General features: G+C 70.2%; 25 protein-coding genes. 19 read left to right on the top strand and 6 right to left on the bottom strand.

The window, feature by feature from the left end:
• Nucleotides 1–19 precede the first annotated feature (19 nt).
• The 8 genes from JIG36_RS15550 (at nt 20) to JIG36_RS15515 (ending at nt 7,699) form a co-directional block, all read left to right on the top strand.
• Nucleotides 20–379, top strand: coding sequence for a DUF485 domain-containing protein (locus JIG36_RS15550; RefSeq protein ID WP_203376993.1), 360 nt, complete (start codon nt 20–22; stop codon nt 377–379).
• Nucleotides 379–2,052 (top strand): monocarboxylic acid transporter, encoded by a 1,674-nt coding sequence (locus JIG36_RS15545; protein WP_203376992.1) that lies wholly within the window; start codon nt 379–381, stop codon nt 2,050–2,052. Before JIG36_RS15550 ends, JIG36_RS15545 begins: the two co-directional genes overlap by 1 nt.
• Before the next feature lie 133 nt (nt 2,053–2,185).
• Complete coding sequence (locus tag JIG36_RS15540) at nt 2,186–3,397, top strand: LCP family protein (protein WP_203376991.1); 1,212 nt, start codon at nt 2,186–2,188, stop codon at nt 3,395–3,397.
• A gap of 17 nt (nt 3,398–3,414) precedes the next feature.
• Nucleotides 3,415–3,747, top strand: coding sequence for a rhodanese-like domain-containing protein (locus tag JIG36_RS15535; RefSeq protein ID WP_203376990.1), 333 nt, complete (start codon nt 3,415–3,417; stop codon nt 3,745–3,747).
• A complete protein-coding gene (locus JIG36_RS15530) occupies nt 3,744–4,541 on the top strand; it encodes a glycerophosphodiester phosphodiesterase (protein ID WP_203376989.1) in 798 nt (265 codons plus the stop codon). Before JIG36_RS15535 ends, JIG36_RS15530 begins: the two co-directional genes overlap by 4 nt.
• Nucleotides 4,542–4,686: 145 nt before the next feature.
• Nucleotides 4,687–5,880 carry a sensor histidine kinase gene (locus tag JIG36_RS15525; protein ID WP_203376988.1) on the top strand — a complete coding sequence of 398 codons (1,194 nt, stop codon included), beginning with the start codon at nt 4,687–4,689 and terminating at the stop codon, nt 5,878–5,880.
• On the top strand, nt 5,880–6,809 hold the full coding sequence (locus tag JIG36_RS15520; RefSeq protein WP_203376987.1) for a DUF5926 family protein: 930 nt from the start codon (nt 5,880–5,882) through the stop codon (nt 6,807–6,809). Before JIG36_RS15525 ends, JIG36_RS15520 begins: the two co-directional genes overlap by 1 nt.
• 146 nt (nt 6,810–6,955) lie before the next feature.
• Nucleotides 6,956–7,699, top strand: a complete 744-nt coding sequence (locus JIG36_RS15515) for a glycoside hydrolase family 16 protein (RefSeq protein ID WP_203376986.1) — start codon at nt 6,956–6,958, stop codon at nt 7,697–7,699.
• Here the strand turns inward: JIG36_RS15515 and JIG36_RS15510 are convergent.
• The gene (locus JIG36_RS15510; protein WP_203376985.1) at nt 7,670–8,884 is read right to left on the bottom strand and encodes an arginine deiminase; all 1,215 of its coding nucleotides are present in this window, start codon (nt 8,882–8,884) and stop codon (nt 7,670–7,672) included. The genes JIG36_RS15515 and JIG36_RS15510 overlap by 30 nt on opposite strands.
• Before the next feature lie 314 nt (nt 8,885–9,198).
• On the opposite strand from JIG36_RS15510, the gene JIG36_RS15505 reads away from it, so the two are divergent.
• The 5 genes from JIG36_RS15505 (at nt 9,199) to pheA (ending at nt 12,598) form a co-directional block, all read left to right on the top strand.
• The gene (locus JIG36_RS15505; protein WP_203376984.1) at nt 9,199–9,936 is read left to right on the top strand and encodes a hypothetical protein; all 738 of its coding nucleotides are present in this window, start codon (nt 9,199–9,201) and stop codon (nt 9,934–9,936) included.
• Nucleotides 9,937–10,041: 105 nt separating this feature from the next.
• Nucleotides 10,042–10,503, top strand: a complete 462-nt coding sequence (locus JIG36_RS15500; protein ID WP_203376983.1) for a PAS domain-containing protein — start codon at nt 10,042–10,044, stop codon at nt 10,501–10,503.
• Nucleotides 10,504–10,597: 94 nt separating this feature from the next.
• Nucleotides 10,598–10,987, top strand: coding sequence for an ACT domain-containing protein (locus tag JIG36_RS15495; protein WP_203376982.1), 390 nt, complete (start codon nt 10,598–10,600; stop codon nt 10,985–10,987).
• A 40-nt stretch (nt 10,988–11,027) separates the two neighbouring features.
• Nucleotides 11,028–11,615 carry a hypothetical protein gene (locus JIG36_RS15490; protein WP_203376981.1) on the top strand — a complete coding sequence of 196 codons (588 nt, stop codon included), beginning with the start codon at nt 11,028–11,030 and terminating at the stop codon, nt 11,613–11,615.
• A gap of 35 nt (nt 11,616–11,650) precedes the next feature.
• Nucleotides 11,651–12,598, top strand: a complete 948-nt coding sequence (gene pheA, locus JIG36_RS15485; RefSeq protein ID WP_203376980.1) for a prephenate dehydratase — start codon at nt 11,651–11,653, stop codon at nt 12,596–12,598.
• Here pheA and JIG36_RS15480 read toward each other — a convergent pair.
• From JIG36_RS15480 to JIG36_RS15470, 3 genes are all read right to left on the bottom strand, one after another.
• Nucleotides 12,595–13,332 (bottom strand): AIM24 family protein, encoded by a 738-nt coding sequence (locus JIG36_RS15480; protein WP_203376979.1) that lies wholly within the window; start codon nt 13,330–13,332, stop codon nt 12,595–12,597. The genes pheA and JIG36_RS15480 overlap by 4 nt on opposite strands.
• A gap of 120 nt (nt 13,333–13,452) precedes the next feature.
• Nucleotides 13,453–13,812, bottom strand: coding sequence for a metallopeptidase family protein (locus JIG36_RS15475; RefSeq protein WP_203376978.1), 360 nt, complete (start codon nt 13,810–13,812; stop codon nt 13,453–13,455).
• Nucleotides 13,813–13,858: 46 nt separating this feature from the next.
• The gene (locus JIG36_RS15470; protein WP_203376977.1) at nt 13,859–14,287 is read right to left on the bottom strand and encodes an OsmC family protein; all 429 of its coding nucleotides are present in this window, start codon (nt 14,285–14,287) and stop codon (nt 13,859–13,861) included.
• Between the two features lie 66 nt (nt 14,288–14,353).
• On the opposite strand from JIG36_RS15470, the gene JIG36_RS15465 reads away from it, so the two are divergent.
• The 4 genes from JIG36_RS15465 (at nt 14,354) to JIG36_RS15450 (ending at nt 18,189) form a co-directional block, all read left to right on the top strand.
• Nucleotides 14,354–15,136, top strand: a complete 783-nt coding sequence (locus JIG36_RS15465) for a hypothetical protein (RefSeq protein WP_203376976.1) — start codon at nt 14,354–14,356, stop codon at nt 15,134–15,136.
• A 67-nt stretch (nt 15,137–15,203) separates the two neighbouring features.
• Nucleotides 15,204–16,466, top strand: coding sequence for a serine--tRNA ligase (gene serS, locus JIG36_RS15460; RefSeq protein WP_203376975.1), 1,263 nt, complete (start codon nt 15,204–15,206; stop codon nt 16,464–16,466).
• Between the two features lie 110 nt (nt 16,467–16,576).
• Complete coding sequence (locus JIG36_RS15455) at nt 16,577–17,389, top strand: Cof-type HAD-IIB family hydrolase (RefSeq protein ID WP_203376974.1); 813 nt, start codon at nt 16,577–16,579, stop codon at nt 17,387–17,389.
• Nucleotides 17,389–18,189 (top strand): HAD family hydrolase, encoded by an 801-nt coding sequence (locus JIG36_RS15450; protein ID WP_203376973.1) that lies wholly within the window; start codon nt 17,389–17,391, stop codon nt 18,187–18,189. Before JIG36_RS15455 ends, JIG36_RS15450 begins: the two co-directional genes overlap by 1 nt.
• Here the strand turns inward: JIG36_RS15450 and JIG36_RS15445 are convergent.
• Together JIG36_RS15445 and ddaH are read right to left on the bottom strand one after the other, a co-directional pair.
• Nucleotides 18,186–18,758, bottom strand: coding sequence for a bacterial proteasome activator family protein (locus tag JIG36_RS15445; RefSeq protein ID WP_203376972.1), 573 nt, complete (start codon nt 18,756–18,758; stop codon nt 18,186–18,188). The genes JIG36_RS15450 and JIG36_RS15445 overlap by 4 nt on opposite strands.
• A 108-nt stretch (nt 18,759–18,866) precedes the next feature.
• Nucleotides 18,867–19,694 carry a dimethylargininase gene (ddaH, locus tag JIG36_RS15440; protein ID WP_369076877.1) on the bottom strand — a complete coding sequence of 276 codons (828 nt, stop codon included), beginning with the start codon at nt 19,692–19,694 and terminating at the stop codon, nt 18,867–18,869.
• A gap of 67 nt (nt 19,695–19,761) precedes the next feature.
• Between ddaH and JIG36_RS15435 the strand changes: the two genes are divergently transcribed.
• Together JIG36_RS15435 and JIG36_RS15430 are read left to right on the top strand one after the other, a co-directional pair.
• The gene (locus JIG36_RS15435; protein ID WP_203376971.1) at nt 19,762–20,220 is read left to right on the top strand and encodes an Lrp/AsnC family transcriptional regulator; all 459 of its coding nucleotides are present in this window, start codon (nt 19,762–19,764) and stop codon (nt 20,218–20,220) included.
• 40 nt (nt 20,221–20,260) lie between these two features.
• A complete protein-coding gene (locus JIG36_RS15430) occupies nt 20,261–22,099 on the top strand; it encodes a beta-propeller domain-containing protein (protein WP_203376970.1) in 1,839 nt (612 codons plus the stop codon).
• Nucleotides 22,100–22,162 lie beyond the last annotated feature (63 nt).

Below are 22,162 nucleotides of genomic sequence, written 5' to 3'. Positions count from 1 at the left end.
AGAAGGTGGTGAACCCCCGGTGACTACCGAAGTGCCCTCGTCCTCCACCGAGAGGTACCGGGCCGTCCAGGAATCCGAGGAATTCGGCCGGCTGCGTCACGCCGTACGCAGCTTCGTCTTTCCGATGACGGTCGCGTTCTTCCTCTGGTACGCGCTCTACGTCCTTCTCTCCGCATATGCACGTGGCTTCATGGGCGCCAAGATCGTCGGCAACATCAACGTCGCGCTGATCTTCGGTCTGCTCCAGTTCGTCTCCACGTTCCTGATCGCCTGGTACTACTCGCGCTACGCGGCCCGCAAGATCGACCCGCTGGCCGAGAAGATCCACGCCGACCTGGCGGCCGGCGACACCAAGGCCGACGGGAAGGTCGAGGACTGATGCAGAGCCACACGCTCGCGGCGGAGGTCTCCACCTCCACCTCCCGCGGTCTCACGATCACGCTGTTCCTGGTCTTCGTGGCCATCACCCTGGCCATCACGATCTGGGCCAGCCGCCAGACCAAGACGGCCACCGACTTCTACGCCGGCGGCCGCCAGTTCTCCGGCTTCCAGAACGGCATGGCGATCGGCGGCGACTACATGTCGGCGGCGTCCTTCCTGGGCATCGCCGGCCTGATCGCGCTCTACGGCTACGACGGCTTCCTCTACTCGATCGGGTTCCTCGTCGCCTGGCTCGTCGCGCTGCTGCTGGTCGCCGAGTATCTGCGCAACTCGGGCCGCTACACGATGGCCGACGTGCTCGCGTTCCGCATGCGTCAACGCCCGGTCCGTACGGCGGCCAGCGCCTCCACCATCGTGGTCTCGATCTTCTATCTGATCGCGCAGATGGTCGGCGCCGGCGCCCTGGTCTCGCTGCTGCTGGGCATCAAGGCCGACACCACGTTCCTGGGCATGGACGCGGGCACCGCCAAGGTCGCCACGATCATCCTGGTCGGCGCCCTGATGATCGTCTACGTGATCGTGGGCGGCATGAAGGGCACCACGTACGTCCAGATCGTCAAGGCGTTCATGCTGATGACCGGCGCCCTGGTGATGACGCTGCTGGTGCTCGCGCACTACAAGTTCAACCTGTCGCAGCTGCTCGGCGACGCCGCCGCGCAGTCGGGCAAGGGGGACGCCTTCCTCGAACCGGGCCTGCGCTACGGCGTGGAGTCGGCCAGCGCGTCGGCCACCTTCTACAGCAAGATGGACCTGCTCTCGCTGGGCATCGCGCTGGTGCTCGGCACGGCCGGCCTGCCGCACATCCTGACCCGGTTCTACACGGTGCCGACCAGCAAGATCGCCCGCAAGAGCGTGCTCTGGGCGATCGGCATCATCGGCACGTTCTACCTGTTCACCCTGGCCCTCGGCTTCGGCGCGGCGGCCCTGGTGGGCGGCGCGAACATCACCGCGCAGGACAAGGCGGGCAACACCGCCGCACCCCAGCTGGCCCAGGTGCTCGGCGTCGACTATCTCGGCGGCGAGACGGGCGGCGCGGTGCTGCTGGCGATCATCGCGGCCGTGGCGTTCGCCACCATCCTCGCGGTGGTGGCCGGCCTGACGCTGGCGTCGTCGTCGAGCGTGGCGCACGACTTCTACGCCAACGTGATCCGCCGCGGCGAGGCGTCGGAGCGCGACGAGGTGCGGGTCGCCCGCATCTCGGCCCTGGTCATCGGCGCGGTGGCGATCGCTCTGTCGATCTTCGCGCAGAGCCTGAACGTGGCCTTCCTGGTCGCGCTCGCGTTCGCGGTGGCCGCCTCGGCCAACCTGCCGGCGATCCTCTACAGCCTGTTCTGGCGGCGGTTCAACACCTCGGGCGCGCTGTGGTCGATCTACGGCGGTCTGACCGCGGCCGTGGTCCTGGTGTTCTTCTCGCCGGTCGTCTCCGGCTCGGCCACCGCCATGTTCCCGGACAGCGACTGGCACTTCTTCCCGCTCTCCAACCCGGGCATCATCTCGATCCCGATCGGCTTCCTGTGCGGCTGGATCGGCACGGTGATCTCGAAGGAGGACGACACCGCCAAGTACGCCGAGCTCGAGGTCCGGTCACTGACCGGGCACGGCGCGCACTAAAGGTTGGATTAATTCGCGGACGCGGGACCGGCCACCGCCGGTCCCGCGTTTGTGCTGCTGAGGCTTCTCCCTACTTCGTGCCGTGTCGGTTTGATGGCAGGGCGTACGGGCGTCGGGTACGTAACCTGGTTTCATGTCAGCGTCCACGTCCCCTCGCGGGGGTTCCGGTAGAGCCTCTGTCCCGTCGTCGGGCCGGGCCTCGGCCCAGCCGTACCGCAGCGCCGCGTCGCCTCAGCGCGACGACTGGCCGCCTCGCGGGGGCGGCCCGGGCGGTCCTCCTCCGACGGGCCCGGGTGGTCCGGGCCGGGGCACGTCCTACCGCGGACGCCGTCCGAAGCCGCGCTGGGGCCGCATCGCCCTGCTGGCCGGTCTCGCGGTGCTGATCATCGCGATCATCGCCGGCATCTCGCTCTACGGCTATGCCTCGGGCCTCGACAAGGATCTCAAGCGCACCGACGCCTTCACCGGCATCAACGCCGACCGGCCGGCCAAGGCCATCGAGGGCGCGCAGAACATCCTGCTGGTGGGCAGCGACTCGCGGGACCCCGACATGAAGGACGACGGGGCCGGCAAGTGGCGCGCCGACACGCTGATCCTCATGCACATCCCCGAGGACCACAAATCCGCGCAGCTGATCTCGATCCCGCGCGACCTGTGGGTGGTCATCCCGAAGAGCAACGACGCCGAGTGCGGTGACGGCGGCCGGGCCAAGATCAACGCGGCCTTCGCCTTCGGTGGCCTGCCCCGCGCCGTGCACACCGTGGAGTGCCTGACCGACGTCAAGATCGACCATGTCATGGCGATCGACTTCGGCGGCTTCAAGGAGGTCACCGACGCGCTCGGCGGTGTCGACCTCAAGGTCGAGCAGACCATCACGTCGATCCACAAGCCGTACCGGGTGTTCAAGAAGGGCACCATGCACATGAACGGCGAGCAGGCCCTCGACTGGGTGCGTCAGCGCAAGCAGTTCGCCCGTGGCGACTTCGCCCGCATGCAGCACCAGCAGGAGTTCCTCAAGGCGATCATGGACAAGGCGGCCAGCAGCGGCACGATCACCAACCCGGGCAAGCTCAACTCGTTCCTCAAGGCGGTCACCGCGGCCGTCACGGTCGACAACGACTTCTCGCTGACCGACATGGCGACCGAGATGCGGGGCGTCCGCGGCAGCAACCTGACGTTCATCACCAGCCCCAACAAGGGCAGTGACACGATCGACGGGCAGTCCGTGGTGGTCTCCGACCGCGAGAAGGCCCTGGCCCTCTTCAAGGCGGTCGCGGCCGACGACATGGACACCTGGATGGCGGCCAACCTGAAGAAGGACTCGGCGGCCGGCTCCGGCAGCTGACCCGTACGCTTGTGGTCGTGTTCGGACCACAAGTACCCAGCGTGACCCCCGCCGAGGTCGGCGACGACGTCTACCTGCTCGACGTGCGCGAGCCCGACGAGTGGGAGGCGGGGCACGCTCCCGGCGCCCACCACCTGCCGATGATGGAGATCCCGGCCCGCATGGCCGAGGTCCCGACCGACGGCGAGGTGGTGGTCGTCTGCCGTTCCGGCGGCCGCTCCGGCCAGGTCGTCTCCTACCTCATGGGCAACGGCTGGGACAACGTGCGCAACCTCGACGGCGGCATGCACTCCTGGGCCGCCTCAGGTCGCGAGGTCGTCAGCGAGAGCGGGCAACCACACGTTCTATGAGCAGTTACCGCCCGCTCGTCTTCGCGCACCGCGGAGGCGCCGACGCGCTGCCGGAGCACACGCTCGGCGCCTACCTGCGCGCCCTCGATGAGGGCGCCGACGGCCTCGAGTGCGACGTCCGGCTCACCCGCGACGGTCACCTGGTCTGTGTGCACGACCGCAAGCTGGGGCGCACGAGCAACGGGCGCGGCCGGGTCAGCACCAAGACCCTGGCCGAGCTCGACTCGCTCGACTTCGGCTCGTGGCACCCGGGCTATCCGGTCGACGAGGAACCGCTGCCCGAACTCTCCCGCCTGCTCACGCTCGACCGGCTGCTGGCGGCGGTGCGTGACAGCGGCCGGAACGTGCGGCTACTCATCGAGACCAAACATCCGTCACGGTACGGAGCCGAAGTTGAGCGCCGCTTGGTCAAGATGCTGCGCCGTTACGGCCTGGCCGACCCGAAGCCGGACGACCCGGTGCAGGTGACCGTGATGTCGTTCGCCGCGCTCGCCCTGCGCCGGGTCCGGGCCCAGGCGCCGGCCCTGCCGACGGTCTATCTGATCGAGATCCTGCCGCCCGGGATCGGCCGGGGCCGGCTGCCGTTCGGCGCGCGGATCGCCGGGCCGGGAGCGGCGCTCGTACGGTCGCGGCCGGGGCTCATTCCGGCCATCCGGGCCGCGGGGCACCAGGCGTACGTCTGGACCGTCAACACCCAGGCCGATCTCGACATGGTGCTGGCGCACCGGGTCGACGGGGTGATCACCGACCGCCCCCGGTTCGTGCTGGACCATCTCGCCTCATGTGAGAGCTGAATCCGCTTGCGTCGCGGTGAAGGCTGAATCGCGAGTCGCGGTGAAGGGAGGATCCACCGGCGTTGCGGTGAGGGTACGACCGTCCGGCCGCTGGTGTGACGCGGGACACTATCCGGGATCAGGGAAGCGAGGCAGACTCACAGTCATGCCGGACCGTCCCGACTACGCCGCGCTGACGCGCGGGCAGATCGCGGTCCTCGACCGGATCAACGCGGGCGAGGCGGGACTGCCCGTGCTCCAGCAGATCGTCCGGCTGGCCCAGGAGACGCTGGGCGGCCGCGGCGCCGGCTTCGCGGAATACTCCGCCGACCACGGCCGCATCATCGCCGCCACCGGGGCCTGCACGGCCGCCACCGGCCGCCGGGTCGACCGCGCCGACACCCGCCTGCGTGACGGCCGCACGCTGCTCATCCCGCTCGACTCGCTCAACGACGAGTTCGCCAAGCAGGTCGAGGGCGGCGACGTGCACCGCATGCTGGGCGCCCGCTGCGAGGTCGGCGAGACGATCGTGGGCTCGCTGCACGTCTATTTCGGCGACCGCGACGACGAGCCCGGCCCCGAGCACCACGCCGTCCTCGAGCTGCTGGCGGGCTATGTCGGCCGGCTCTACGCAGCCCGCGACGGCCTGCCCGTGCACAGCGGCGAGCAGGCCCGCCGGCAGGAGAAGCGCGACCTGTGGGTGGCGGTCACCAGCCACGAGCTGCGCACGCCGGTCACGGTCATCAAGGGGTACGCCGACACCCTGTCGAACCATTGGGACACGCTCGGCGACGTCGGCCGCCACGAGGCCGTCCGCATCATCAACACCCGCGCCGGCGAGCTCGCCCGGCTCGTCGACCGCCTGCTCTCGGCGGCCAGCGAGGACGGCGACGTCGGCGCCTCCCCGGCCGGCCCGTTCGACCTGGCCGAGGCGCTGCGCGCGGCCGTCGAGGAACTGCCGGCCGACCTGCGCCGCCGCATCGTGCTCGACAATCTGCCCGGCGAGCTCCCCAAGGCGTACGGGGAAAGGGATTCGATCGCGACGATCCTGACCGAGCTGGCCACGAACGCCGAGAAGCACTCGCCGCCGGGGTCGATGGTCGAGCTGTGTGCGGCCGCCGACGAGGAGACGCTGCGGTTCCGGCTCTCCGACCGTGGCGTGGGCATCCGGCCCGAGCATGTCGAGCAGGCGTTCGAGCGTTACTGGCAGGCCGAGGGCGGCGACCGGCGCCACCATCCGGGGGCGGGGCTGGGGCTTTACCTCGTACGGCGTCTGGTCGAACGCCAGCACGGCTGGGTCTCGTTGCGTCCCCGTGAGGGCGGCGGCACCACGGCCGAGGTCCGTCTTCCGCGCGCATAATGCGGGGCGGAGTGTCCTTTTCGGCCGTGCACCGCCTAGGCTGTCTCGCCGTGAGCAAGCGTCGCAACCAACGCCAGTCCGCACCCAAGCGCGAGAAGGTGCGGGACATCTTCGTGGCCCGCCCGTTCGAGGGCCTGGCCGACGAACCGGAGTGGATCGCGCTGCGCGAGCTGGTGCCCGCCGCCTCGGCGCCGCTCACCCTCCGGCCCGAGATCATCGAGGAGTACGGCGACCGCCCGGTCACCCTCTCGACGGTGCTGCCCATGGCCTGGCCGGCCATGACGCGCCAGGACGGCCGGGTCTTCATCGGCCTCCAGCGGCACGTGCAGTCCGGTGACGTCTCCCGCGACCTCGCGGTGGCGATCCTCAGCGCGCTGCGCACCGAGCCCGGCGACACGGTCTCGGTGCCGGCCCTGCCCGGTGAGGGTCCGCGCCTGCAGGACGTGCTCGTCGACGGCCCGCTCGAGATCACCATGCACGACGGCTTCGAGTACTGGCTCGACGCCGAGCAGGCCGAGGACGTCAACGTGAAGGCGTCCCTCGAACGGGCGAACGCCTCGATCTATCCGACCGTGCGACTGTCGGCGGGCCGGGCGGCGTACTGGTGCCGGGTCGCCCCCGACAAGGGTCACGTGCGCTGGGTGCTGCCCGACGCCGAGGACCGTGCGCTCGACACGCTGGCCCGCCTGTCCGCCTCGGGTGACCTGCTGCTGGGCGAGCAGACCAAGTTCGCCGGCATGTTCCGGGCGCACGGCCTGCTGGTGCCGGTGTGGGACATCCCGGGCGAGCCCGAGGGCGCCGACTGGGAGGCGCCGCTGGCCGACTTCGCCAAGCGCTACGCCGACACGCTGGCCGAGACGGGCCCGCTCGACGGCGACGCCCGCCGGGCGAAGCAGGGCCTGATCGGTCGCCAACTCACTCTAAGATGACCTCGCTCCGCTCGGTTGGCATCGCGCCCCGAGAGGTCGGTGTCGAGGGCGCCGAAAACGACCTCGGCTTCGCCTAGCCGTTTTCGGAGCCCTCGACACCGACGGGCGCAATGCGTGTTGGGCGAGCAGACAGGAGCACCACGGTTGTGCTGGACGAGCGGTTCGACTCCGGCGAGTTGGACCGCTCCGTCTGGGTGCCCTGGTATCTGCCGCATTGGAGCTCCCGCGAGCGGTCCCGGGCCACATATGAGGTCGGCGGCGGGGAACTGCGCCTGAGCATCCCCGCCGACCAGCCGCTGTGGGCCGAGGGCGTGCACGAGACGCCGCTACGGGTGTCCGGCATTCAGAGCGCGAACTACTCGGGCCCGGCCGGCAGCACGACCGGCGGCCAGCCCTTCCTCCCCGATCAGCGGGTGCTCGAGGAGCAGGGCGAGTTCTGGGGTTTCACGCCGGTCTACGGCGACATCGAGATCCGCATGCGCGGCACGATCACGCCGCGCTCCATGATCGCGTTCTGGCTCTCCGGCATCGAGACGATTCCCGGGATGTCGGGCGAGATCTGCGTGATGGAGGTCTTCGGCACGGCCCCGCAGGCGGTCGGGATGGGGTTGCACCGCTTCCGCGATCCGCGCCTGACCGAGGACTGGGCGACGGTCACCCTGCCGATCGACGTTACGGCCTTCCACACGTACGGCGTGAGCTGGCGCCCCGGTTCGCTGGAGTTCTCGGTCGACGGCGAGGTCGTCAAGCGCGTCGGTCAGGCTCCTGACTACCCGGTGCAGCTTGAGATCGCCGTCTTCGACTTTCCCGACCGGGCCCACCTGGTCGACGGGCCGGTGCCGGTTCCCGAGCTGGTCGTCTCACACGTCAGCGGGCGCCCGTTCCAGTGAGTCGCGCTCGATCGGGCAGCTCATGCAGCGCGGTCCGCCGCGGCCGCTGCCCAGCTCGGAGCCGCTGATCCGCACGACCTCGATGCCGGCCCGTTCCAGCTGGGCGTTGGTCTCGACGTTGCGCTCGTACGCCACACAGAGCCGCGGCCCGATGGCCAGGGTGTTGTTCCCGTCGTCCCACTGCTCGCGTTCGGCGGTGACCGGGTCGAGGCCGGTGTCGATGATCCGCAGCCGGTCGATGCCCATCGCCTCGGCCGCCGCCACCAGGAACGGCCGCGGCCCGGCGGCGCGGGGCTCGCCGTCGGCGTCGGCGGTCACCGTGTACGCCTGCAGCGTGTCCGCAATGTTGGGATACATCACCACGGCGTCGACGTCGACCATCGTGCACACGGTGTCGAGGTGCATGGTGGCGCGTTCCTGAGCGATCGGCACGGCCAGGATCGTGCGGGCCAGACCCGACGTGAAGACCCGGCGGGCCAGCCGCTCGGCGCCGGCCGGGGTGGTGCGCTCGCCGACCCCGATGGCCAGCACGCCGGGCGCCAGCATCAGCACGTCGCCGCCCTCGAGCAGCTCGAGCGAGGGGTCGTAGAGCAGGTCGGTGCCGGCGAAGCGGGGGTGGTAGCGGTAGATGGCCCGGGTGAGCGTGGTCTCGCGGCTGCGGGCCGGCATGGCGAGGCTGGTGACGGCCACCCGGTCGCGCACCCAGACCGACGAGTCGCGGGTGAACAGCAGGTTGGGAAGCGGGTCGATCACGAAGTCGAGGCGGTCCATCATCTCGTAGACCAGACCGCCGGGGCCCGGTTTGAGTTCCTCGTGCGCCAGCCCGGCCATAAGGACCTCGGCCAGCCGCCGCGGGTCCTGGTCGGCCAGATAGCGGGCGACGCTGTCGCGCAGGGTGTCGCCGAGCCGGCGGTCGGCCAGCACCCCCTCGGTCAGTTCGCCCCGCGCGGCCTCGACGGCCAGGGTCTCGGCCAGCAGGTCACCCAGATAGAGCACTTCGACGCCGCGCTCGCGCAGGGCGGCGGCGAAAGCGTCGTGCTCCTCTTGGGCTCGGCTCACCCACGGAATACCATCGAAGAGCAGGCTGTCGTTGTTCCTCGGGGTCAGCCTGGCCAGTTCCGGCCCGGGCCGGTGCAGCAGCACCGTCCGCAGCCGGCCCACTTCACTGTCGACGTAGTGCACCACGAGCCGACGGTAGCCCACCCGTCGATCTCTCGGCACCTGCCCGGCACTCCCCGCAATCGGCCGATGACGTTCTGCCTAGATCATGAGACATGTGTGCGCGAGTGCGACGCGCCGACTAACTTGGTCCATGAACTGGTTTCGAACAGGGGAACAGGCGCCGAGATGCACCATCCGCAAGAAGTCGCGATGCGTGAATGCGGCATTCATCCCCTCTCATTCCACTTTCTTTCCACCCCAGTGTCTTGCTTCCGTAGGGGGTCGAGCACTTACGGTAGTGAAAAGAGAGCCCGAAGGACCTTTTGCCGGAGGTCGCAGTGACTGTCTTCCCAGCACGCCCCGCTCTACCCGTCCCACCGAACAGTCAGAGGGTCATCGACCGTCGTCTGAGCGAGACGCAGGCGCTCGAAGCGCCGAACCGCCAGTCGCCCGCCGAGTGGGCCCGCCGTCGCCGCGCCGACCGTGACGCACGTCGCCTCGAAGCTGCCGGCGCCCGCGCCCTGACCCGTCTCGACCGTCTCGGACCCAACTGGCACATCGTGGACTGGCCGCGCACCGACGCGCTGGGCTACTACGAGCCCGACCCCGCCGACGACCGCGCCGGGTTCCTGGCGATCGGCCCCGGTGGTGTCTACGCGGTGACCGTCGCCGACCACGGACGCGCCCGGGTGCTCATCGCCGGTGACGTGGTGCAGATCAACGGGAAGCGTCCGCAATACATCGCGGAGGCCCGTCGCGAGGCCCGCCGGGCGAGCAAGGCGCTCTCCGCGGCCGTCGGCCTGAGCGTGCCGGTGACCCCGGTGCTCACTTTCGTGGGATCCGGTGTGATCAGCGTGCACGGTCTGCCGAAGGAGGTGCTGGTCGCCACCGACAAGGAGCTCGACCGGCTGCTCATCGCGGGTGGAGCGCGCATCTCGCCGGCCACCGCGGGCAAGCTTTCGGCCGTCGCCGGCCACCCCGCGACGTGGGCAAACGCTCCTTATCGCCCGGCCGGCGACTATCGCTGGCACGCTGACGGACAAACGGCCGCTGACAAGCGGACAGCACGCCGGTAACGTTCCTTCCGGTTGTAGTCGACGGCTTGCCGCCGCGGCGGGTGCCCGGGAGACCGGGCGCGGCCGCGGCGCACGCCGTCGAGCGGCGAGAGCGAGGAGGACCGGGTGGCGCACGTCGAACTCTCACTCTCGGGGGCGTTCGTACCGCAAGCGCGCACACCTTCCGAGGCCGAGTTCGTCCCGAGCCTGGAACGGTGGACCACCACGGTCGCGGGCGCTCCGGAGCCTTGCCTCATCCTCGACACGAGCACCGCGATCATCGCCGTGTCGGCCAGTTGCGGCGAGCTGCTCGGCCTGGGCAAGCCGCCCGAGGTGATCGGCAAGCCGCTCGGCTCGGTGATCCGCCTGATCGACTTCACGGCCAACGCGAGCGAGCTCGAGGAGAGCGACGCCGACAAGATCCCGCCGCTGCTGGCCCTGCGCAGCGAGCGCCTCGCGCGTGGCCTGCTGCGGGTCATGCCCGGCCCGGGTGAGATGCCGCTGACGGTCGACGCGATCGCCACCCCGCTCTTCGACAACGAGCGCGTGGCCGGCTCGATGACGTTCTTCTCCGCGGTTCGTTACTGAAATCACCGCTCATTGCGAGCAGGTTTCAGATATGTGGTGTTTGCCGCACCGGGTGGGCATTGGGCATCTGCGTGCGAAAACGTAGTCTGCCCTCATGCTCGATCTAGATCTGCTGCCTGCGGAGTACGCGGTGTGCCGGCTTCCGGCCGGCTCGCCGATCCCGGCTTCGCTGAGCGGAGGTCCGGACGAGAAGAGCGTGATCTCACTCAGCTGGGACGCCGACGAGTTCTCGATCATCTGCCCGGCCGACCGGGTGCCCGAGGGCGCCGAGGTCGACACCGCCTGGCGCTGCCTGCGGGTGGTCGGCCCACTCGATCTCGCGCTGACCGGGGTGCTGGCCTCGCTGATCGGGCCGCTCGCCGAAGCCCGAGTCAACATCGTCACCTTTTCGACGTATTCGACCGATTACCTGCTGGTCCCGACCGTGCGGCTCACCGAGGCGGTCGACACGCTGCTGGCGGCCGGCCACCGGATAGCGTCCTGACCCCGGTCACATCGGGCGTTCCGGGTCTTACCATGTGCGCGTGTCCCCCCGCACACCCCTGATCCCGCTCGCCGTGCTCGCCGGCGTGGGCCTCCTGCTGGGCGCCTGTGGCGAGCCGCCGCGGCCGTTGCCCTCCTCACCCCCGTACGCGCCTCCCAGCGCGGGCCCGATCTCCATCGGCCCGTCCGTGGACCTCACGCTGCCCACCGCCCCGCCGCTGCCGACCGCCCCGACCACCTATCCGGCGTATCCGACCACCCGGCCCACGACGATCGTGCCGACGACGACCCCTCCTCCGGAGACGGTTCAAGCCACGGCCACCCCGTCGCACGCGCCCCGGTGCCAGGCCCAGCCGACCGGCGCGCAGATCCTCGCGCTGGTCAAGGGGCAGCCCGGCGTCCCGGACAAGCCGATGCGTATCTACGAGGGCCCGTTCTGCTCGGGCACCTGGTCGTTCGCCACGGTCGAGGTCACCGGCGAGGACGCCGACGAACTGGAACCGCTGATGGTGGTGAGCACCGGCGCCGGCACCACGCTGGCGCTGGTCGCCGCGGGTTCGGACGTCTGCATCGACCGGGTGCAGACCTCGGCGCCACCCGGCATCCGAGTGCTGGCCTGCGGCTTCTGAGACCCCTGGGACCGCCGGGGCCTACACTTCGCGATATGCCGGGAACGCCGCCCATGCGCTTCGTCTACCTCGGTCCGGAGGGCACCTTCACCGAGGCCGCCCTTCGCACCATCCCCGCTGCCGAGCACGGCCTGCGCACTCCGGCGCGCAGCGTGCCCGAGGCGCTCGAGGCCGTACGGGCCGGGGACGCCGACGCCGCGCTCGTCCCGCTGGAGAACTCGGTCGGCGGCGCCATCCCGGTCACGCTCGACGAACTGGTCACCGGCAGCCCGCTGGTGATCACCCGTGAGGTCGTGATCCCGGTCGAGTTCGTGCTGGCCGCCCGCGCGCTGACCCCGCTCGGTGAGATCCGGTCGATCGCGGCCCATCCGCAGGCCTCGGCCCAGTGCCGCAGCTGGCTGCTGGCCAACGTGCCCGACGCCGTGGTGGTCGACGTGCTGTCGAACGCGACGGCGGCGATCAGCGCGGCCGCGGGCGAGCACGACGCCGCCTTGTGCGCGCCGATCGGGGTGCCGCGCAACGGGCTGACCGTGCTGGCCGACAAGGTGGCCGACCACGCCGACGCCGTGACCCGCTTCGCCCTGCTCACCCGGCCCGGGCCGCCGGCCGAGCCGACCGGCGACGACGTGACCTCGCTGGCCCTGTCGATCCGGCGCGACCAGGTGGGGGCGCTGCTCGCGGTGCTCACCGAGCTGGCCGTGCGCGGGATCAACCTGTCGCGCATCGAGTCCCGCCCGACCGGCGAGCAGCTGGGGACGTACGTCTTCTTCCTCGACTGCACCGGTCACGTGGCCGAACCGCGGCTGGGTGAGGCGCTGCAGGGGCTGCGCCGCATCTGCGCCGAGGTGCGTTTCCTCGGCAGTTACGCCCGGCACCGCCTGACGCCCGAGGCCCCCGTGGCCTCACCACGGGGGCTGTCGAACTCCGACTTCGCCGACTCCGCCGCCTGGCTCGCCCAGATCAGAGCCGGCGACCTGGCTTAATTCCCGAAGATGTTGCCGAGGATGCCGCCCTCTTGCTGGTTGCCGCCGCTGCCGGTGCCGGCGAGACCGGCCGGGGGCTCCTCGGAGGGCTGCACGACCACGAAACCCTGACCGGCGAACGTCATCGTGAACCGCTCGCCGGTGGTGCGGCCCAGCAGCGTGCCCAGGCCGAGCTGCTCGGCGCGGTGGTAACCGGTCTGCAGGTTGGCCGACCAGCAGATCGCGGCCTGCGGGTCGACGTAGGTCGGCTGGTCGACCGTGAGCACGACCGGCGTGCCCTTGGTGGTGACCGCGATGCGGCCGTGACCACTGAAGACGCAGTTGAAGAGGCCGGCGTTCGACATCATGCCGGCGCCCTGCACCATCTTGATGTCGTAGTTGAGCGACGAGTCGAACGCGAGCACGTTGGTGCCGTTGATCGAGAGCGCGTCGCCCGGCTCGAGGTCGATGAGGTGCACGTCGGCGGCGTTGTCGGCCAGGAAGACGTCACCCTGACCCCGTACGCGCATCAGCGGAACGCCCTCGCCGGTGAGCTTCTGCTTGAGGAACTTGCCGATGCCGCCCGAGCCGAGCGCCTCGAACTGCACCTGACCCTGGTAGGCCACCATCGAGCCGACCCGGGCCATGAACTCGCCGTTCAGCTCGGCCTTGAGCAGCTTGGAGTTCTGGAGTCGGAGGCCGGGCTGGGCCGATTCCTTCTCGAGGTTCTCGGCGGAGAAAAGCTCGCTGCGCATGCTGCACGTCCTCCTGCTTGGCTATTTGCCATCAGGGTAGGAGGCTGCGCCAAGGGGAGACCCAGCCTTTAGTCCATTCTTGGGTGGCGGGCGGGGTGGTTGGATGGATTCAGGTTTCTTTCAGCCCCATCCCAGCTCGTGCAGACGGTGGTCGTCGATGCCGAAGTGGTGGGCGATCTCGTGCACCACGGTGATCGCGACCTCGTCGATCACATCGGTCTCGGTGTCGCAGACGCGCAGCGTGGGGTTGCGGAAGATGGTGATGCGGTCGGGCAGCACGCCGGCGTAGTCCCAGCCGCGCTCGGTCAGCGCCGTGCCCTCATAGAGGCCGAGCAGATCCTCGCCGTCGGGCGGATCGTCCTCGACGACGATGACCACGTTGTCCATGACCTTCAGGAGCTCGGCGGGCACCTCGTCGAGGGCCTCACCGACGAGATCCTCGAAGCGTTCCCGACTCATCTCGACCGGCACAGCCGCCATTGTGCACCGGCCACCTGGGAGCGACCGGTGCACATGTCGGCGTGAATCAGGCGAGCTTGGCGCTCAGGGTGATCTCGGCGCCCGGCGAGAGCAGGCGCGAGATCGGGCAGTTCGCCTTCGCGTCCTCGGCGATCTTCTGGAACGTGCCGTCGTCGACACCCGGGACGTCACCCACGGTCTCGAGGTCGATCTTGGTAACACTGAATCCGGCGTCGGTCTTGTCCATGTGGACCTTGGCGACGGTCTCGACCGAGGTCGGCGTGAAGCCGGCGTCGGCCAGCGCCTTCGAGAAGGCCATCGAGAAGCAGCCGGCGTGCGCGGCGCCGATCAGCTCCTCCGGGTTCGTCCCCTCGCCCTCCTCGAAGCGCGACTTGAACGAGTAGTTCCCCTGGATTCCCCCCTTGCCGGTCTTGATGGTGCCGGAACCCTCGGTGAGGTTCCCCTGCCAGCGGGCGGTAGCAGAACGAATAGGCATGACCGAAACGCTAGTCCATGCGACGACTGCTGGCCGCTCGACCTGGCAGGAGGCACCATGGTTGCCATGCCATCGCAGCAGCACCCGGCGCCGATCGAGATCGACGTGACGTCGCCCGAGGCCGTGGTCGAGTTCGGTCCCGAGCCGGATGATCGTCCCCGGCGCCGCTGGGATCTCTCCGGTGCCGGTCGTGACCTGCTGGCCGACCGCCGCACGGTGCCGCTGGCCGCTGCCCTGGCCGCCCTGGCCGCATTGATGTCGATCCTCTCCGAGTGGCAGGTCACCACGTTCAATCCCGGCGACGTCGGCGGCGACTCGAGCGAGCGGGTGCTGCCCAGCAGCGTCGACGACATGGGCGCCCTCGGCATCGGCTTCGTGCTCGGTCTGTTCCTGCTGGTTCCCGCGATCGTGCTGACGCTGTTCGGGCCGGCGGCCGCCCGGCGGTCCGTCCGCCTGACCGGCCTCAGCGTCGGGGGCACGCTGCTCGGGGTCCTGGTGGCGGTGGCGGCCCGGCTGAGCTCGGAGAGTTACGCCGTCGACGCGGTCTATCGGGTCGCGTTCGACAACACCCGGACCACCATGACGTACGGGCGGGGCATCTGGTGCGCCTTCGCGGCCGTGCTCCTGGCCCTGGCCGCGCTCTGGCTCGCCGGGCGGCACCTGCCCGCCGACGGGGCCGTTCCCCTGATCGAGGCCGCGGACGACGACACCGGGCCCGCGGCCATCTGGTCGTGGCGCCGGCCGTCGAGCCGCCGGGAGGCCGAGCTCGACGGCGAGCCGCTCGACCTCACCGTCTCGTCCTCGCAGCCGTTCACGTCGCTGCAGGACGACCGCGACCGCCCGAACTGATCTCCTCCGGGCACCAAGGTGATATCCGGGTGCTGACCGGACATCGCCGCCGGTAGGCTCGACACTCGTGATTGACCTGCGTCTGCTTCGTGAAGACCCCGACCGGATCCGCGCCAGCCAACGGCTGCGTGGCGAGTCCCCCGAGGCGGTGGACGAGTTGCTGGCCGCCGACGAGGCCCGCCGATCGTCCACCCAGCGGTTCGAGGCGCTGCGCTCCGAGCAGAAGTCGCTGAGCAAGCAGGTCCCCAAGGCGCAGGGCGACGAGCGGGTGGCCCTGCTGGCCCGCACCAAGGAACTCGCGGCCGAGGTCAAGGCGGCCGAGGCCGAGACGTCGGCGGCCGACGAGAAGCTGCGCGCGGCCCACCTCGCGGTGTCCAACATCGTGCAGGACGGTGTTCCGCCCGGCGGCGAGGACGACTTCGTCGTGCTGCGCGAGGTCGGCGACATCCCGCAGATCGACAACCCGAAGGACCACCTCGAGATCGGTGAGGGCCTGCGGGCGATCGACACCGAGCGGGGCGCCAAGGTTTCGGGCTCGCGGTTCTACTTCCTCACCGGTGTCGGCGCGCTGCTGCAGCTGGGCCTGCTCCAGATGGCGATCGCCCAGGCGGTCGAGCACGGCTTCACCCCGTCGATCACGCCGTCGCTGGTGAAGCCGGAGTCGATGGAGGGCACCGGTTTCCTGGGTGCCCACGCGAGCGAGGTCTACCGTCTCGAGGCCGACGACCTCTATCTGGTCGGCACCTCGGAGGTGCCGCTGGCGGCGTACCACTCGAACGAGATCATCAATCTCGAGGGTGGGCCGGAGCGCTTCGCGGGCTGGTCGTCCTGCTATCGGCGCGAGGCCGGCTCGTACGGGAAAGATGTTCGCGGCATCCTGCGCGTGCACCAGTTCGACAAGGTCGAGATGTTCTCGTTCTGCCGGCCGGAAGACGCGGCCGAGGAACACCTGCGCCTGCTCGCGATGGAGGAGGAGATGCTGGCCAAGGTCGAGATCCCCTACCGGGTGATCGACGTGGCCGGTGGTGACCTCGGTTCGAGCGCCTCGCGCAAGTACGACTGCGAGGCCTGGGTTCCGTCGCAGGGCCGCTACCGCGAGGTCACCTCGACGTCGAACTGCACCACGTTCCAGGCGCGGCGGCTCAACATCCGCTACCGCGACGCCGACGGCAAGCCGCAGACCGCGGCGACGCTGAACGGCACCCTGGCCACCACGCGCTGGCTGATTCCGATCCTCGAGAACCACCAGCAGCCCGACGGTTCGGTGCGGGTGCCCAAGGCCCTCCAGCCGTACCTGGGTGGCCGCGACATCCTCGAACCCGCGCGCTAACGATCCATACACCCGCCGACTACCAGAAGTTATAGCCGCTGGTAGTCGCGCGGGTGTACCGTTTTCCTTCCGCCCTCCGCGGGGGTCAGCAAAACCCTCGGAGGCTCTAGATGGTCAAGCCTGGACTCCCCAAGCTCATCGCGACCGACCTCGACGGCACGCTGGTGCGCAACGACGACACCGTGTCCGCCTATACCCACGAGGTGCTCGACCGGGTCCGGGCCGCCGGCATCCGCGTCGTCGGCGCCACCGGCCGCGGCCCGCGGCTGACCTCCCTGACCCGCAACGACATCCGCGACGCCGACTTCCTCGTGATGGCGCAGGGCGGCTGGGTGCTCGACCAGGCCGAAGCCACCTATCTGCTGCGCTCCCGGCTCTCCGGGCCCGTGCTGGCCAAGGTGCTGGCCGACCTCGAGGCCGAAGTCGGCGAGCTGTCGGTCATGGTCGAGGCGCTGGAGCACGACGACGCGCCGCTCTGGGGCGACTACGACCCGACCTGGCGCTACCCGGTGGTGGTCGAGCGGCGGGAACGTGCCGAGTGCTGCACCACCGACGTGATCAAGGCGTTCGCCCGCTCGTTCGCGTACGACGTGGACGACCTGCTCGCGGTGGCCCGCCGGATCGTCCCGCCCGAGGTGGCATCGGTCACGCAGGCCGGACTCAACTACGTCGAGATCTGCCCGGCGAACGTGGACAAAGGCACCGGCCTGGCGGTGGTCGCCGAGGCGGTCGGGGTCGACCCGGCCGACGTCCTGGTCTTCGGTGACATGCCCAACGACCTGCCGATGTTCGCCTGGGCCGGGTGGGGCCGGGTCGCGGTCGGCAACGCGCACGCCGAGCTGCGGGCGGTTGCCGACGACGTGACGCTCACCAACGACGAGGACGGGGTGGCGGTCTATCTCGACCGGCTACTGTCGAGGTGATGGCCACCCCTTACAAACTTGTCGCCAGCGACATCGACGGCACCCTCATACGCACCGACGGGAGCTTGAGCCGGCGCACCATCGAGGTGCTCGCCGCTCTTCCGGTCCCGTTCGTGGTTGTCACCGGTCGCCCGGTGCGCTGGCTCCACCAGCTCTTCGAGCAGATGGCCGCGCCGGTCCCCGCGATCTGCGCGAACGGTGCGGTGATCTACGACGCCCAGACCGACGAGGTGCTGCGCGCCGACCCGCTCTCGGTCGACCTGCTGCTCGACGTCAGCAAGCGGCTGCGGGAGGCCGTGCCCGACATCGCGCTCGCGGTCGAGGTCGAGGACGGGCGCTCCTTCTGGTACGAGGAGGCGTGGCCGGTGCGCTGGGAGCCGGACAACGTCTCCGTACGCGTCCTGGCCACTCCCGAGGAGCTGACCTCGGCGCCGGCGGTGAAACTGCTGGCCCGCTCGGCCCACCACACCGCCGACGACTTCTATGAGCTGGTGAGCCGCACGCTGGGCGACATCGCCACGGCCACGCACTCGTCGTCCAGCGCGCTGGTCGAGATCAGCGCGGCCGGGGTGACCAAGGCGGCCGGGCTGGCCTGGCACTGCGAGCGCTACGGCATCGACAAGTCCGAGGTGGTGGCGTTCGGTGACATGCCCAACGACATCCCGATGCTGGCCTGGGCCGGACACGGGGTGGCGCTGGGCAACGCCCACCCCGCGCTCAAGGAGGTGGCCGACGAGATCGGCCCCACCAACGACGAGGACGGCGTGGCGAACTACCTCGCCGACCTCTACGACCTTTAGAGGTATTGACCCGTCCGGCCGCCTTCACCCTCGCCGCCGGCGCGCGGGCTGGGCATGCCGGGGAGGCCGCCCATCGGCAGGGCCGGGCGGCCGCCGTTGCCGCCACGCATCTGCTCGAGCTGGAGCCGGGCCGCCATCTGCTGCGCGACCAGGGCCGCCTGGATGCCGTGGAACAGGCCCTCGAGCCAACCGACCAGCTGGGCCTGGGCGATCCGCAGCTCGGACTCGCTGGGCGGGGTGTCACCCTCGAACGGCAGCGAGAGGCGTTCGAGCTCTTCGCGCAGCTCGGGGGCGAGACCGTCCTCGAGTTCGGTGATCGACCGCTGGTGGATCTCGCGGAGCCGGCCGCGGCTGGCCTCGTCGAGCGGCGCCGCGCGGACCTCCTCGAGCAGTTGCTTGATCATGCTGCCGATGCGCATGACCTTGGCCGGCTGCTCGATCAGGTTGCCGGGCTCCTCCGGGTTGACCGTCCCGTCGGCGTCGATCGTGCCCATCGGTCGCCCGTCGGGGCCGACCACGATGACGGAGCCGTCTTCCTGCTTCTCCGCGGTGCGCTGTTCGTCGGTCATGCGACCCATCTTCCCGCACGGCCATCAGACATTCGTCAGCGCCCGTGCCGTTGTTCACGTGTCTGCCGTCACGCCTGTTCGGGGCCGCTGCCGGGGAGTTGAGGTTTTCTAGTGGCGCAGCTCGGCCACCGTGCACTTCACGCTGCCACCGCCGCGCTTGAGCTCCGACAGGTCGACGTGGACGGGCAGGTAACCGGCCGCGCGCACCTTGTCGCCCATGGCCGTCGCCTCGGTGTTGAGGATGACGTGCCGGCCGTCGCTGACCAGGTTGAGCCCGAACGCCTCGGCGTCGGCGCGGTCGGCGATCACGGCGTCGGGGAACAGCTGGGCGAGCACCCGTTGCGAGGCGGGCGAGAACGCGCCGGGGTAATAGGTGACGTTGCGGTCGTCGAGCGCGGCGAGCGCGGTGTCCAGGTGGTAGAAGGCCGGGTCGACCAGGCGCAGCGAGACCACCGGCCGCCCGAGCACCTCCTGGGCCTCGGCGTGCGCGGCCGGGTCGGTGCGGAAGCCGTAGCCGGCGAGGACCATTCCCCCGTACGCCGCGGGGAGGTAAGCGAAATCACCCTCACCCTCGTTGATGTGCTGCGGGCCGGCGAACTTCCAGCCCTGCAGGGCGTAGAACTCGCGGTGCGCCTCGGCTTCGGCGCCGCGCTCGGCGTAGCGGAAGCGGGCGCCGTAGACCATGCCGTCGACCGAGAACGCGCCGTTCGCGGCGTACACCATGTCGGGCAGGCCGGGCACGGCGTCGAGCACGTGCACCTGGTGACCCAGATCGCCGAGCAGGTCACGCAGCATCTCCCACTGCTTGAGCGCCAGCACGGCGTCGACCGGGACGGTGGAGTCCATCCACGGGTTGATCGCGTACTCGACCGTGAAATGCTTCGGGGGACACATCAGATATGTCCGGTTTCGCGGCAGGCGCTCGGTGTGGTTCACGAGTTAGAGCGTAGGTAGGCTGCGGTGCACGAAACAGCCAGAAATCTTGTCCGTTGGGGGCGAATCGTTGCAACTGGACGCCGTAGACCAGCGAATCGTTGCGTTGCTCATGGCCGACGCCCGCTCGTCGTATGCCGAGATCGGCGCCAAGGTGTCGCTGTCGGCTCCCGCGGTCAAACGACGGGTCGACCGGCTTCGATCCAGCGGGGTCATCAAGGGCTTCACCACGGTGGTCGACCCGGCCGCGGTGGGCTGGACGACCGAGGCGTTCGTCGAGCTGTTCTGCACCGGGCGCACCACTCCGGCCCAGATCACGGTGGCCACCCGGCGCCACCCCGAGGTGGTGGGGGCCTACACCGTCTCCGGCGAGGCCGACGCCCTGGTCCACCTGCGGGCGGCCGACATCGGGCATCTCGAACAGGCCCTGGAACGGCTTCGGGCCGAGCCCTTCGTCACGTCGACGCGCAGCATGATCGTGCTGTCCCGGTTGGTGGAGACGCCCACGCCCGTACCCGCTCCGGAGTGATGCCGGGAACCGGGCCGCCGGCCGGCGCGTCCAACCGGACATGTCGCGTCGATCCTGGCTCTGGTCCGCGCTGGCCGTTCTGCCGCTGGCGGGCTGCACCGCGTCCGCCGCTCCGGCACCCGGGTCATCGCCGGTCCCGGCCCCACCCCTGAAGCTTGTCGCCTTCGACTCCTGTGCCCAGCTCGAGAAGGAGCTGCGGGCGGCCACCGAACTGAGCAGCACGGCCGAGACCGGCAGCGCCCGGCTCGCGGTGCCCGACAACGCCCGCGCCGCCGATTCCGCCGCCCCGGCCCCGGCCTATTCGGGCACCAACGTCCACGAGGTGGGCGTCGACGAGCCCGACATCGTGAAGACCGACGGACGACGGATCGTCACCATCTCGGGCGGCGAACTACGGGTCGTCGACACGGCGACCCGCACCCAGACCGGCCGTCTCGACCTCGGCGTCCAGGCCTTCGGCGAGCCGACGCTGCTGCTCGCCGGCAACCGCGCGCTGGTGCTGGCCGACGGCGGCGGGGGCCCGGCCCTGCGCGAGGACGCCCGGATCATCCGGCCCTCCAACGGCCGCTCCGAGGTGCTGCTCGTCGACCTGAGCGGCGCCCCCAAGCTGATCAGCCGCTATCGCGGCGACGGCCGGATCGTCGACGCCCGGCAGACCGGCAGCGTGGCCCGCGTCGTGATCAGCAGCGGCCCGACGTTCCAGCTCCCGTTCCGGGGCGTGCCCGAGCCCGAGAACGTGATGCAGGACGACAAGAACACGATCGTGAACACGCCGGTCGACTCCTGGCTGCCCGACTGGGAGATCACCACCGGCGGCCGGACCACCAAGGGCCAACTCGACTGCGAGGCGGTGAGCCGGCCGGATTCGTTCTCGGGCATGACGATGCTGCGGCTGCTCTCCTTCGACCTGAACGCGGCCGCGCTCGGCGCCGGCGACCCGGTCGCGGTGGTGGCCGACGGTGACACCGTCTACGGCACGGCCGACAGCCTCTACATCGCGAACAACGAGTCCTGGCGGTTCAACGCCGCGGCCACCGACACCAACCGGTTCGCCCCGCCGGACGGCACGAACATCTACCGTTTCAGCCTGCCGCCGATCGGCAAGCCCGCATACGTCGCTTCCGGCACGGTGCCGGGCCGGCTGCTCAACCAGTACTCGATGTCCGAATGGGACGGTCACCTGCGGGTGGCGACGACCAGCTGGAAGGACGACGCCTCGGCGGTGCGGGTGCTCGACGACCGGGGCGGCAAGCTGGTCGAGGTGGGTTCGGTCGAGGGGCTGGGCAAGGGCGAGCGGATCTATTCCGTACGGTTCATCGGGCCCCGCGGCTACGTGGTGACCTTCCGGCAGACCGATCCGCTCTACAGCCTCGACCTCTCCGACCCCGCCCAGCCGCGGGTCACCGGCGAACTGAAGATCTCTGGTTATTCGGCCCATTTGCAGCCGGTCGGTGCGGACCGTCTGATCGGCATCGGCCAGGAGGCGAACGCCCAGGGCGTGCCCCAGGGCGTGCAGGTGTCGCTCTTCGACGTCAGTGACCCGGCCGCGCCCAAGCGTCTCGACCAGCACGTCGTCGCCGGCGGGCAGTCCGAGGCCGAGTCCGACCCGCACGCCGTCCTGTGGTGGCCGGCGACCAACCTGCTCGTGATGCCCGTGGCCGACGCGAAGACCGACGGCGCGCTGGCTCTGCAGGTGAGCGGCGACAAGCTGCGGAACGTCACCCGGCTCGCCTCAGCGCCGGTCTCGGTCTCGTCGTCGGCAGGTCCGATGCGCCGGGCCGTGGTGGTGGGCGACGTGTTGTGGTCGGTCACCAGCGCCGGCCTGCTCGCCACGAACGCGTCCACCCTCGACCGCATCGCCTGGGTCGACCTGAAGTAGGTCACCGAGCCAGGGCCCGCCCCGACGGTCCGCCCCAGCCCCGCGTGGCCGGACGGAAAGGCC

The organism is Paractinoplanes ovalisporus, assembly GCF_016834655.1.
Lineage (GTDB): Bacteria > Actinomycetota > Actinomycetes > Mycobacteriales > Micromonosporaceae > Actinoplanes > Actinoplanes ovalisporus.
This window is presented reverse-complemented; position numbering and strand designations above follow the sequence as displayed.